Origin of the sequence: Roseateles chitinivorans (genome assembly GCF_050632145.1) — a bacterium.
GTDB classification, from domain to species: domain Bacteria; phylum Pseudomonadota; class Gammaproteobacteria; order Burkholderiales; family Burkholderiaceae_C; genus Roseateles; species Roseateles chitinivorans_B.
In genome coordinates this window covers 4,755,450-4,768,075 of the sequence record NZ_CP192577.1, presented here as the reverse complement: position 1 = coordinate 4,768,075, position 12,626 = coordinate 4,755,450, and the positions used below count along the sequence as shown (strand labels likewise).

Annotated in this window: 10 protein-coding genes; 4 read left to right on the top strand and 6 right to left on the bottom strand. The window is 68.7% G+C overall.

Translation table 11 applies throughout. The features are described 5' to 3' along the window. Positions 1-14: 14 nt before the first annotated feature. The 3 genes from ACQ86G_RS21950 to ACQ86G_RS21940 all read left to right on the top strand — a co-directional run bounded on the left by ACQ86G_RS21950 (position 15) and on the right by ACQ86G_RS21940 (position 1,829). Positions 15-539: a GNAT family N-acetyltransferase gene (locus tag ACQ86G_RS21950; RefSeq protein WP_431257297.1), complete on the top strand. Its 525-nt coding sequence runs from the start codon at positions 15-17 to the stop codon at positions 537-539. Positions 540-719: 180 nt separating this feature from the next. Beyond that, on the top strand, positions 720-1,370 hold the full coding sequence (locus tag ACQ86G_RS21945; protein ID WP_431257296.1) for a lysozyme inhibitor LprI family protein: 651 nt from the start codon (positions 720-722) through the stop codon (positions 1,368-1,370). A 189-nt stretch (positions 1,371-1,559) separates the two neighbouring features. Then, the gene (locus ACQ86G_RS21940) at positions 1,560-1,829 is read left to right on the top strand and encodes a hypothetical protein (protein WP_431257295.1); all 270 of its coding nucleotides are present in this window, start codon (positions 1,560-1,562) and stop codon (positions 1,827-1,829) included. 102 nt (positions 1,830-1,931) lie between these two features. On the opposite strand, the gene ACQ86G_RS21935 is transcribed toward ACQ86G_RS21940, so the two are convergent. The 4 genes from ACQ86G_RS21935 to ACQ86G_RS21920 form a co-directional block, all read right to left on the bottom strand. Then, positions 1,932-4,268 (bottom strand): TonB-dependent siderophore receptor, encoded by a 2,337-nt coding sequence (locus ACQ86G_RS21935; protein WP_431257294.1) that lies wholly within the window; start codon positions 4,266-4,268, stop codon positions 1,932-1,934. Positions 4,269-4,483: 215 nt separating this feature from the next. Next, positions 4,484-5,791, bottom strand: coding sequence for a lysine N(6)-hydroxylase/L-ornithine N(5)-oxygenase family protein (locus ACQ86G_RS21930; protein WP_431257293.1), 1,308 nt, complete (start codon positions 5,789-5,791; stop codon positions 4,484-4,486). A 7-nt stretch (positions 5,792-5,798) separates the two neighbouring features. Next, the gene (locus ACQ86G_RS21925) at positions 5,799-6,938 is read right to left on the bottom strand and encodes a GNAT family N-acetyltransferase (protein WP_431257292.1); all 1,140 of its coding nucleotides are present in this window, start codon (positions 6,936-6,938) and stop codon (positions 5,799-5,801) included. 89 nt (positions 6,939-7,027) lie between these two features. Continuing rightward, positions 7,028-7,966 (bottom strand): alpha/beta hydrolase, encoded by a 939-nt coding sequence (locus ACQ86G_RS21920; RefSeq protein ID WP_431257291.1) that lies wholly within the window; start codon positions 7,964-7,966, stop codon positions 7,028-7,030. A 179-nt stretch (positions 7,967-8,145) separates the two neighbouring features. On the opposite strand from ACQ86G_RS21920, the gene ACQ86G_RS21915 reads away from it, so the two are divergent. Further along, entirely contained in the window at positions 8,146-9,912 is a 1,767-nt protein-coding gene (locus tag ACQ86G_RS21915; protein WP_431257290.1) for a cyclic peptide export ABC transporter, read from the top strand. A gap of 72 nt (positions 9,913-9,984) precedes the next feature. Here the strand turns inward: ACQ86G_RS21915 and ACQ86G_RS21910 are convergent, their stop codons facing one another. Beyond that, positions 9,985-10,275: a hypothetical protein gene (locus tag ACQ86G_RS21910; RefSeq protein WP_431257289.1), complete on the bottom strand. Its 291-nt coding sequence runs from the start codon at positions 10,273-10,275 to the stop codon at positions 9,985-9,987. 102 nt (positions 10,276-10,377) lie between these two features. Then, on the bottom strand, positions 10,378-12,543 hold the full coding sequence (locus ACQ86G_RS21905) for an RICIN domain-containing protein (protein WP_431257288.1): 2,166 nt from the start codon (positions 12,541-12,543) through the stop codon (positions 10,378-10,380). Positions 12,544-12,626 lie beyond the last annotated feature (83 nt).

Below are 12,626 nucleotides of genomic sequence, written 5' to 3'. Positions count from 1 at the left end.
GTACAAGACTGCGGATGAATGCACTTGTCACCCTGACTTCCGTCGCGCCGGCCGACGCCCAGCTGCTGGACAACCTCTGGCAGTTCTACGAGCTGGAGTCCTCGTTCTGGTCTGGTGAGGACATCGACGCCGACGGCCGGTTCAACTCGCTGTCCGGTTTTCTCGAACGCCTGGGTGCACCTGACGCCGAGCAATGGGGCTACCTCCTCCATCACGACGGGCAGGTCGCGGGACTGCTCCTCATCGGCCTTCAGCAATTGCAGGAACGGACGATCAAGGAGTTCGCCGATCTGTACGTGCTGCCCAAATACCGTGGCCTGGGCATCGCCTCGGAAGTCCTCCGTCAGACGGTGATGGCCTCGGACCATCCGTGGCTGATCTGCGTGTTCCGCGACGATCGGAAAGCGCTGCGCTTCTGGGAACGCGCCTTCGAGCGCCTGCCGTTCTCGTCGGTGCGGGAGCTCCTGTCGCAGGAGTATCCGGACCTGCGTGAGTTCATCGTCAACGACCCGAACCACCTGCATGCAGCGATGGCCTAGGTCCCGCTCGTGCAAGACGGGTCCACCGCAGGACGGGACTCCGCTCGGGACAGCGGATTCCGTCGCTGGAAGCAGACATCGGCCGTCGGGATCGAGCGGTTTCATGTCCGAGGCCACATCCTGACGGCCTCTTAACGGTCCGTGTTTTACCCTCCGCCGCGTTTTTGTCCGGAGGAAAGAATGAAGAAGACCGTCGTCACCCCTTGGTACCGAATGAGCGGCATGCGCATGGTGGGTGTCGCCATGCTGCTCATGACCGGGCTGTATTCGTCGACCCACGCCGCCAGCTTCGATTGCAAGAAGGCGGGCACCAGGATCGAGAAGATGATCTGCGGCGATAGCAAGCTGTCGGACATGGACGACGAGCTGGGCATCTACTACGCGCCGGGCGACGATGTCGCGGCCACCGATCCGAGGCGCGTGGCCCAGCGCGCGTGGCTCGCCAAACGCAATGCCTGCACGACCGCCGCCTGTGTCGAGAACCAGTATCACCTGCGCCTCTCCCAGCTCGCCTGCGCTCCGGACGCGCCGTTCGCGGGCGCGACGCACACTCAGATCAGCTGTCTGAGCCACCAGCTCTGGGTGGCTGAGAAGGAGCTCGACGCGGTCGAACGCCAGCACATCGACGAGATCTCCAAGGATGCGCACAACCCGGAAGGCATGCGCGCACTCGCCGTCAAGGAGGCGAAGACCTGGCGCGTCTATCGCGCAGCGAAGTGCGAGCTCTACGGCAATCGTGAAGGCGACGGCGGCAACTGGCAGGTCGGCTGGGCGCTGGGGTGCGACGTCAGCGAGACGGAGCAACGGATCAAGGCGATCAAAGCTGATTGAGGACGCATCCGCCACGTCATGGCGCTACCGACGTCATGGCGCGCGCACCCGTCGTGTGCTGTTCACGGGAGCGCCCGTCACCGCGTGACTCGTGCTCCGGGATGCGAAGATGGCCGGAATGACGTTCAGCAGTCGCGTGCTTTCGCGGATGGTCACCGAGGCAAACAGCAACCTGGAGCGGAGAGATCCATGAAGGACAAGGCCGAGATCTATTGCCCCGACTGCCAGTGGCGGCCGGGACCGGAGGATCTGTGGGAGTGCGTGCCTTCGTGCGGGACGGTCTGGAATACCTTCTGGACGCGTGGCCTGTGTCCCGGTTGCGGTCATCAGTGGGAGAAGACGCAATGCAACGCCTGCGGAAAGTTGTCGCCGCATGAGGCGTGGTACCACTATCCGCCGGAGGCGGAGCGCGAGGCCGTGCCCCTGGCGGAGGTCCTGCGACGGGCGCCGTCCCCCTGACCCTCTGCCCCGGTCCGGTGCCGTGGGGACCACGCCGCCGCGCTCACACCGCGGTGAGCGGCGGCACGTCCCACAAGCGCGCCGAGGGTCAGTCCTTGCCCATCAGAACTTGTAGCTCCCCCGCACCCACGTGCTGCGCGGCGTCCCGAACATGTAGCCCGACTGCCCGCTCATCCAGACGTAGGTCTTGTCGGTCACGTTCTCCACGTTGACCGACAGCGTCAGCTGCCGCGTCACGTCGTAGCGCGCCAGCAGGCCCAGCAGCGTGTAGCCGCCCTGCGTCAGCGTCGGCTTGGAGATGATGTCCATCGACGTGTGGTTCTGGTAGCTCACATTGCCGCCGACGGTCAGCTTGTTGAGCGCGCCCGGCAGGCGGTAGCTGGTCGCCAGGTTGAAGGTGCGCGTGGCCAGGTGCGGCGACAGCGCCGAGCCGTCCGCCTTGCGCGGCGTGCCGTAGGCATAGCCGGTCTGCACCTGCCAGCCGGTCAGCACCTCGCCGGCGACGCTGAACTCGAAGCCCTCGGTCACCGTGCCGCGCTCGCCCCGGAAGGCCGGCGTGCCGTCCGGCTGCAGCGTGCCGGTCGCCACCGGCACGTGGTCCTGCTTGGTGCGGTACACCGCGGCGGCGGTCGTGAGACGCCCGCCGAAGTGCTCGCTCTTCACGCCGAACTCGACGTTGCTGCCGCGCTGCGGATCGATCACGTTGCCGTTCACGTCCTTGGAGGTGTTGGGCTGGAAGATCTGCGTGAAGCTGCCGTAGACGGAGGTCGACGGCGTCAGGTCGTAGACCGCGCCGGCGTACGGCGTGAACACGCCGTCCTCCTTCACCGGCGCGACGTCGATGCGCGCGCCGTTGGCCGTGCCCGCCCACGAGCGCTGGTAGGCCTTGTTCTCGTACCAGGTCGCGCGCGAGCCGAGCACCAGCGACAGCGCGTCGGTGGCCTGCAGGCGCGTGGAGGCGTAGATCGCGCGCTCCTCGGTCTCGCCGTACTGGCGCAGGCGCGGGTACTGGAAGTCCGGCTTGGCGATCGCGCCGAGGTCGAACACCGCGCCCGGACGGCGGTCCAGCCGCGTGCCGGTGTTGAGCGCGCTGTTGTTGGCGATCTCCGTCTCCAGCTTGTTGACGTTGAAGCCGATCACCGCCTGGTGCGTGCGGCCGAACAGCTGGAACGGCCCCGACGCGTAGACGTCCACCGACTTGTTCGTGCCGTTGGCCGGGTTGTCGCTCAGCGAGACCACGCCGATGTTGGTCGCCGCATTGATCGGGAAGGTCGGCAGCGTGCTCTGCAGGTCGCCGCTGTAGCGCTCGCGGTCGTTCTTCACCTGCGCCACCTCGGCCTTCACCTGCCAGCCGTTGTCGAATTCATGCTGCAGGTTCACGAAGGCGCGCTTGGTCTCCATGTTCCACACGCTCCACGGCGTGCTGAACGAATACGAACGCGGCACCACCAGCCGCGTGCCGTTGCCGTAGTACGGCGGGATGTTGCCGAAGTTGGCCCCATCGATGTCGTTCTTCTGGTACTCGAAGCCGCCGGCCAGCACGGTGCGCGCGCCGAGGTCGGTCTCGACGATCGCGTACAGCAGGCTGTCCTTGCGGCTCTTGTTGTCGATGAAGGTGTCGCCGCCCGAGTAGGACGCGACCACACGGCCACGCACGCCGCCGCCGGCGGTCAGGCTGCCTCCGACATCGGCCTGCGTCAGATAGCGGCTCCAGTTGCCGGCGCCGACGGTGACGCTGCCTTCGAAGTCCCTGGTCGGACGCTTGCGCACCAGGTTGATCGAGCCACCCGGCTGACCGACGCCGTTGAGCAGTCCGGCGGGGCCGCGGATGACCTCGACACGGTCGTACATGGCCATGCTGGTCATGCTGGCCTCGGCCGAGACGTTGTTGAAGGCCAGCGTCGGGATGCCGTCGACCATCTGGCTCAGCGAGAAGCCGCGCGAGGTGAAGTCGACGCGTTCGTCGCGGCGGTTGACGACGATGCCGGGCGTCTGGCGCATCACCTCGTTGAGCGTGTCCAGGTTCTGTTCGTCCATCTGCTGGCGGCCGATGACCGTCAGCGACTGCGGCGTCTCCCGCGGCGACAGCGGCATGCGCGTGCCCGCGCCGGTGCTGCGCGCGGTGTACGAGCCGGTGCCCTCGGTCGGCGCGGACCGGCCACTGACGGACACGGTGGGCAGGGCGGAACCGGCCGCGCCCGTTGCGCCCGTCGAGCCCGTCGCTGCGGAGGCGGCGGAGCCTGGCGCCGCGGCGGCCGTCACCGCCTGATCGACGGGCGCCTCGGCGGCGACCTGGGCCCAGACGGGCGAGGCGCCGGCCAGCGCGGCGGTGCCGAAGGCGGACGCCAGCGCCAGCGAGAGCAGGCGAGGGCGGGGCAGCACGGGGGACGACGAGGACGGGAACGACGGGGAAGACAGGGACGACGTGAACGGGGACATGGCGCGATCCTTCTGAGGATTCATGGTTGTGGTGAAGAGGTAAGCGGGAGCCCGGAACGTGAAAAAGCGCGCCGCCACGGATCCCGTGTGGCGGCGCGCGTCGCGAAGAACGAAGCGGTGGTCGTCGGTGACTCCTCGCTCAACGATCCGGCGCGGAGCGACGGAAACAGCGAGGGCGGCGCGAGGGTCGGGTCATGTCCTGGGCCATCCCCTGATCACGCCGCCTGCCGTGAGCTTTCCTGTCGGGCCGCTGCCGGCGAGAGGCCCGCGGCGCCGTGCAGCGCGCTGCGGATCTCGCCGGAGCGGATCGCGGTGACCGACAGCAGCGTGTCGCTCAGGCCGTGCGTCAGCTCGCAGGCGCCTTGCAGGAACACGCTCGGATGGAAGTTGGGGCTGCCGCGCAGGCGGTAGTGGCGGTCGACCTCGAAGTTGCCGAGGTAGGGCGCCAGCGAGGACAGCAGCGTGCGATGGCGGTCGCGCTCGTAGCCGGTCGCCAGCACGATCGCGTCATAGCGCTGCGTCGTCGTGCGCTCGTGGTTCAGGTCGCGCAGCGTCAGCCGCAGGCCGTCCTCGGCCGACTGCGCGCCGGCCACCTCGTGACGCCGCAGGAAGCGGTGGCGCTCCTCGCCGCTGACGCGCTGGCGGTAGAACACGTCGAAGATCTGCTGGATCAGCGCCAGGTCCGGCGCCGCGTAGTTGGTGTGCCAGTACTCGTTGAGCAGCTTCTCGCGTTCGCTGCCGGTGCGGCTGAAGACGAAGTCGGTGAAGTCGGCGTTGAAGATCTCGTTGACGAAGGGGCTGTCGTCCGACGGCTTGATGGACCGGGCCCGCATCACCAGGTCCACGTGCGGCCGTTGCGGGCGTCCGTGCAGGTCCATGAAGATCTCCGCCGCGCTCTGGCCCGCGCCCACCACCGCGATGCGCCTGGCCTCGCCGTTGCCGGCGATCGCCTGCAGGTAGTTGCTGGAGTGGAAGACGCGCGGATCGTCCTTGAAGGCCTTGAACTCGGCCGGGATGCGCGGCATGCCGCCCACGCCGACGACCAGGTGGCGCGTCAGGCGCTCCTGCACGACGCCCGCGGCCGTGCGCGAGCGCACGCGCAGCAGCTTGACCTCGCCGCCGCGCGTTTCCGGCAGCACCTCGAAGACGTCCTCGCCGTAGGCGCAGCGGTCCTCGAACTGGGCCGCCGCCCAGCCCAGGTAGTCGTTGAACTCGTGGCGGCTGGGGAAGAACGTCTTCAGGTTGATGAAGTCCTGCAGCCGCTCCTTCTCGTGCAGGTAGTTCAGGAAGGTGAAGCGGCTGGACGGGTTGCGCAGCGTCGCCAGGTCCTTCAGGAAGGAGATCTGCATGTGCGCGTGGTCCAGCAGCATGTTCTTGTGCCAGACGAAGCCGGGCTGGCGCTCGACGAAGAGCGCGTCCAGCGGCCGGTCCTGCGGGCGCGCCTCGCGGCCCTCCTCGAGCGCGATCGCCAGGGCGATGTTGGACGGGCCGAAGCCGATGCCGATCAGGTCATGGATGTGCATGGGTACCTCAGGATTGCGGAACTGCGGAGAGGTCGAAGGGGCCGTCGCCGCGCGGGATCCACAGCGCGTCGTCGAAGAAGCGCTCGCGCATCAGCAGGCCGAGCACGGCGCGCTTGTGCGGGAACTGGATCTCCTTGAGCGAGGCGTAGCCGCAGCGGTTCAGGCTGTGGACCATGCGGCGGTTGTCGATGCGCGGCTCGATGACGAGGCGCTGCGTGCGGCAGTCGTCGAGGAACAGGTAATGGGAGATCCCCGGCATCCAGGCCGTCAGGAACTCGCGGCCGCGCAGCGCCGGTTCGCCGACCAGCACGTGCCAGCCGCGGTCGTGGTCGGCCGCGTCGTAGAAGGGGGCGATGCGGTCTTCCTTGGCCCAGTAGGCCTCGAAGTAGCTGAAGGGCTGGTCGTCGAAGCTGCCGATCAGGCTGATCGTGTGCGGGTCGGCGGCGATGCCGGACAGGTAGCGCCGGTGGTGCTCCAGGTCGCCGGTCTCCTGCCAGAAGTGGGCGACGGCGGGTTCGTTCATCCAGCGGTTGACGGTCGCCAGGTCGCGGTCGACGTCCAATGCGCGCAGGCTGAAGGTCTTGTCCAGCCACGGGATGTGGCGGCGGTAGACGGTGCCGGTGGGCTTGGCCGGCCGGCGCGGGTGGCGGCGGCCGTCCTTGCTGAAGACATGCTGGATCGGCGCGGGCTCGCGTCGGTCGGCCAGCCAGAGGCGGTCCCATTGCCAGAAGAGCTCGCGGGAGATGGTCGACGGCGCGGTGGCGGCTGCGGTGGCGGGATGGGTCGAGCCGACCGGGGTCGTCGTGCCGGTCGGGAGCGCAATGCCGCTCCGGACCAGTGCAGCGGAGGTGGGCAGCACGTCGCCCAGCGCGACCGCCGGCAACTCGGGGCGCAACGCGAAGAGGGCTTCGAGCGCGGCCGGGAGGTGGAGGTCCGCCAGCACCGCGGCGCCCTGGCCGACGCCGAGGCCGTGGCGCGCCTGCAGCGAGGGCAGGGGCGCACCGGCCTCCAGCATCCAGGTGCTGGCAGAGCTGCCGTCCAGCGGCTTGACGGTCAGGTGGTTGCCATGGATCACGGTCTCGCAGGGCTGACCCGCGATGTGGCTCAGGAGGCGGCCGGCGACCTGCGCCAGCGAAGCGATGGACATGGGACTGCCTTGAAAGTGGTCGCGGCGCCTGTCGCGCCGCCTTCTTCCTGTAGAGACGTTGGCCGCGCCGATTTGTTCACGCGGGGCGTTCAGCGGAAGGCCTGGGCCAGGACGGCGGCCAGTTCGGCGCGCAAGGTGCCGGCGTCCTCGACGACGTTCCCGAGCCGCGCGAAGTCGTGGACCATGCCCGGATAGACCTTGGAGGTGGCGCGGACGCCGGCGGCGGTCAGGGCTTGGGCGTAGGCCAGGCCCTCGTCGAGCAGCGGGTCGAACTCGGCCAGGGCGAGGTGGGCGGGGGCCAGGTCTTGCAGGCGGGCGGCCTGCAGCGGCGCGAAACGCCAGTCCAGGCGGTCCGCGTCGTCTCGCAGGTACTGCCCGAACATCCACTGCAGGTTGCGGGCTTCCAGCAGGAAGCCGCTGGCCAGCCGCTGGTGAGAGGGCGTGTCCTGCCGGGCGCTGGTGCACGGGTACAGCAAGAGTTGCAGGACGGGTTGCGGCAGGCCGGCCTCCCGTGCCGCCAGGGTCAGCGCGGTGGCGAGCGTGCCGCCGACGCTGTCCCCGCCGACGGCGATGCGTCCGGGATCCAGCCCCAGCGTGCCGGCATGGCCGCGCAGCCAGCTGAAGGCGTCCTCGGCGTCGTGGAAGGCGGTGGGGAAGCGATGCTCCGGCGCGCGCCGGTAGTCGACGGCCAGCACCACGCACGCCGCGCGTGCGGCCAGGTCGCGGCACAACGAGTCGTGCGACTCGAGTCCGCCCAGCACGTAGCCGCCGCCGTGGAAGAACAGCAGCACCGGCGGACGCGGCTCGATGCCGCCCCGGTACAGGCGCCCGGGCAGCACGTGGCCGTCACGGGCGGGCAGCGCGATCGCCTCGGTGGGGAGATCGGCGCCGGGCTCGTCCAGCGCGAGCGTCGACCGGTCGTAGGCCGCGCGGGCCTGCGCCGGCGTCATCTCATGGAGCGCCGGACCGTCGGCAGTCGCGTCGTTGACGAGCTCGAGGAAGGCTTCCAGGTCGGGATGCAGGGGCATGGAACGGGGCACGGCATCGGCGGTGATGCCTGGTCGGTGGTGTCAGGAGAGAGACGTCCTGCCGCCGCGTTTGTTCACGAGGGGTTGCGCCGTGAACATCCGCGCCGCTGGAACGTCTACCGGTGAGGACCTCACCCCGTCCGCCGCGCCGCCGTGCCGGCGGCTGAAAGACCACCCCGATGAACACTGCTCCTGGCACTCCGGCGGGCGACCCGCCTCGCTCCGCTACCGCCAAGCCCGGCAAGTCCGGCGAAGTCTCCGCGCTGCTGAAGCCGTTCCTGCCCTGGCTGCTGGTGTCGGCGGTGACCGGCATCGCCGCCGGCGCGGCGACGGTGGCGCTGCTGGGCACGATCAACGAGGTGCTGAACCGGCCCGGCGGCATGGCCGGCGGGCTGCTGCTGACCTTCGTCGCGCTGTGCGCCGTGGCGCTGGTGGGACGCGCGGCGTCCAGCATGTGCACCAACCTCGTCGGTCAGCGGCTGGTGGCCCAGGTGCGCAAGAGCCTGGCGCGCAAGATCCTCGCCGCGCCGATCGACGCGCTGGAGCGTTATCGCACCCACCGGTTGATGCCGGTGCTGACCGGCGACGTGGACATGATCAGCGACGCCGCCTTCGTGTTGTCCTCGGCGGTGATCGCGCTGGCGATCACATTGGGCTGCCTGGGCTACCTGGCGTGGCTGTCACCGCCGCTGTTCGGGCTGCTGCTGGTGGCGCTGGTGATCGGCGTGGGCGTGCAGACCTGGGCGCAGGCGCGCGGCATCCGCGGCTTCCACAAGGCGCGTGACGCCGAGGAACAGCTGCACAAGGCCTACCGCGCGATCAGCGACGGCGCCAAGGAACTGCGCATGCACCGCGCGCGCCGCGCGGGGATGTACGGCGGCCAGATCGAAGGCACGGTCGACCGCATCCGCGAGATCAACTGGCGCGCGATCAACACCTACGTGCTGGCGACGGCCTTCGGCTCGGCGCTGTTCTTCCTGCTGATCGCGCTGATCCTGGGCTGGGCGGCATTCCGGACCATGGAACCCGCCGTGCTGAGCGGCTTCGTGCTGGTGCTGCTGTTCCTGAAGGGGCCGCTGGACCAGATCGCCGCGGCGGTGCCGGGCATCGGCCGGGCGCGGGTGGCATTCCAGCGCATCGCGGACATGTCGGCGCGCTTCGCGACGCCGGAGCCCTTCCTCGACCTCGACAAGCCGGGCGCGCCGGCCACGCTGGGCGAGTCCATCGATCTGCGCGGCGTGCGTTATGCCTTCTCGAAGCCCGAAGGCGGCGACGCCTTCGTGCTCGGCCCGGTGGACCTGACGCTGCGGCGTGGGGAGATGGTGTTCATCGTCGGCGACAACGGCTCGGGCAAGACGACGCTGGTGAAGCTGCTGCTGGGGCTGTACGCGCCGCAGCAGGGGCAGGTGCTGGCCGACGGCGCGCCGGTGACCGACGAGACGCGCGACCACTACCGCCAGCTCTACACGACGGTGTTCTCGGACTTCTACCTGTTCGAGGACCTCGCCGCCGAGGCCGGCCAGGGCGGCAGCCTGCCGGAGCGGGCGCTGCCCTATCTGCAACGGCTGGAGATCGCGCACAAGGTGTCGGTGAAGGACGGCGCGTTCAGCACCGTCGACCTGTCGACGGGGCAGCGCAAGCGGCTGGCGCTGGTGCACGCCTACCTCGAAGGCCGGCCGGTGCTGGTCTTCGACGAATGGGCGGCGGACCAGGATCCGACCTTCCGCCATCTCTTCTATACGGAGTTGCTGCCGGAGTTGCGCGACAAGGGTCACCTGGTGATCGTGGTGTCGCACGACGACCGCTACTTCCATCTCGCGGACCGCGTGATCCGGATGGGGAATGGTCAGGTCCTCGAAGACGGTGGCAGCGGCGGCGGCGGCAGCAGCACGCAGACACGCCCGACCGGCAGCGAGCAGGTCGAGCGCGAACTCGCGGCGGGGTGATCCCGCCGCGCACTGGAAGGCCGGAACAGAACCGCCTGCCGGAGCGCCGGAGCGCCTCGGCAGGCGATGCCGTTACTTCATGGCCTTCTTGTCGGCCTGGGCCTTTTCCTTCATGGCCTTGGCATCCGCCTCGGCCTTCTCATGGGTCGCCTTGGCGTCCTTTTCGCATTGCTTCTCGGCATCGCCCTTCATGGCGTTGCACGCCTTCTTGGCGGCCTTGTAATCGGCATCGGCCTGCTTCTTCAGCGCCTTGGCCTGGTCCTCGGTGCCCGAGGTCGGGCTGGAGGCCGCTTGCGCCATGGCCGAGCCGACACCCAGGGACAGCATCGTGGCCGTGGCCACCATCAGCAGGGAACGCTTCATGTGAATCTCCTTGTCTTCAGAACAATGGGACCGGCGACGAGGTGTCGCCGGGCTGCGAGCGTTTTGTTCTGGCAAGAAGCGATCCTTGGTGCAAAACGTCCCTCAGGGTGCCTGGAATTTCCAGCGCGCGTTGTCCCCGGCGCAATCCCACTGCTGCACGGCCGCGCCGTCGAGCGCCGACACGTTGGTCACGTCCAGGCACTTGTTGCTGTGCGACGCGCGCAGGTAGAAGAAGCCGTTGCCCTGGTCTTCCAGCCGGAACAGCTGGTTGCCGCCGCCGGTGCAGCTCCATTGCTGGACCGCCGCGCCGTTGGCGGTGCTGACGCCGCTGATGTCCACGCACTTGTTGCTGGACGCGGAGCGCAGCTGCCACAGGCCGTTGCCGGCGCTCTGCGCCACCCATTTCTGGTTGGCGCCGCCGCCGTAGGCCCATTGCTGGAGCAGGCCGCCGTCCTGCGTCGAGCGCTCGCGCACGTCGAGCGCCTTGCCGCTGTGCTTGGCGACGAGGACGTAGGTCTGGCCGGAGACCGGCGCCGTCGAGCCGGGCGGCGTCGTGGGCGGGGTGGTCGGCGGCGTGCTGGGTGGCGTCGGCGTGTTCGTGCCGGTCGAGTCCTCGAACTGCAGCCAGTCGAGGTTGGCCACGCCGGTGCCGCCCTTGGCCACCAGGTACACGTTGTGGATGCCGGTGCTGCGCTGGATCGGCGTCGTCACCTCCTGGAAGCTGGTCCAGCCGCCGGTGCTGGGCACCGTGACCGTGCCGACGTGGGCGCCGGTCGGGCTGTCCAGCCGCACTTCGATCTGCTTGCCGGCGCTGGACGCATCCACCGCCAGCCGCAGCTTCAGGCGGTCGACGCCGCTGCCGAAGTCCACATCGATGTAGCGCAGCCAGTCGCCCGCGTCGAAGCTGCCGACGCCGGTGCTGTCGAAGCTCACACCGCTCTGCGCGTAGAACATCTCGGCCTCGAGCCTGTTGGTCGCGCGCCAGCTGCCTTCGAAGGGCAGGTTGCGGATCAGGCTGTTCTTGCCCGTCAGCGCGGCCTTGAACACGCCGTTCAGCATCGTGTTGGGCGCCATGTTCTTCTCGACGTCCCAGCTGCGCCATTTCGCCTCGATGGTGGCGTAGCTGTCGGTGGCCACGTTGGGCGTGTTGGCGCCGGCGTTGGTGCTGTTGTAGAGCGCCCAGTTGCCGATGTTGGTGCCCTTGTAGGTCCAGCTCGTCCAGTGCCAGCCGGCCTCGTTGTAGCGGCGCAGGCCGTACTCCCAGCTGCTCTGCAGGTTGAAGTACATGAACTCGCCGACGTAGTGCGGCACGTTGTACGACGCGTACTGCTTCTCCTGGTTGATCTTGGCCTCGGTGAAATTCACCTGCGACTGGTAGTTCGAGTCGTTGCCCCAGTTGTAGTAGTGGAACTCGTAGATGACGTTGGTCCAGCCGTAGTCGGACGGCCGCGTGATCGCGGACCAGTCCCAGATGCCTTCCATGATCACGATGTGGTTCGGGTCGACGGCGCGGATCTCCTTGTAGATCCGGTCGTACATGTCGAGCACCGGCCGGGTCGCCGGCGCCGGGTAGTTGAGCGAGGGCTCGTTGAGCACGTCGTAGCCGGCGACGGTGGGCTCGTTGCGGAAACGCGTCGCGAGCTCCCGCCAGAAGGTCAGCGTCTGGTTCTGGTAGGTCGTGTTGTTCCACAGCTGGCCGGAGCCGCCGATGCGGCCGCTGTGGTCCGCGCCGTTCTGCGATCCCGGCGCGCCGTGCAGATCGAGGATGACGTACATCCGGTACTTCTTGGCCATCGCGACGACCCACTCGATGCGGCGGAAGTCGATCCTGCCGGCGGCGTCGCGTTTCCACGAGCCGTCCTCGTTCATGTGGTTGAGGTAGTAGATGGGCAGGCGCAGCGCGCTCATGCCGAGGTCGGAGAGGATCTTGAAGTCCTTCTCCTGCAGGTAGCTGTCCTGGTAGGCGTTGATCAGCGCGTCGCGACCACCGTCGCCGAAGCGCTGGCTCAGCGTCTTGCGCATCGTGTAGTCGTCGCCGGCGCCGGCGAGCGGCGACATCCAGCCTTCATGCACCTGCCAGCCGCCAAGGTTGACCCCGCGCAGATAGATGGGGTCGCCGGTGCCGTTCTGGTTCCGGACGGTGCGTCCGTCGACCTTCAGGAAGCTGCTGTGGGCGAGGGCGGTGCCCGCCGTGGCCAGGGCGAGCGAAACGGCCAGGGCGATCTTGGCGACCTCGGGCAGGAGTGCGGAGCGCTGCAGGATGTTCATGGGCATCGAGGATGAAGTGGAGGGCGCGGACAGGGGTCCCTGACGTGCAGGGGCCCCTTGCCCGAGGCGCGCATCTTCATCTT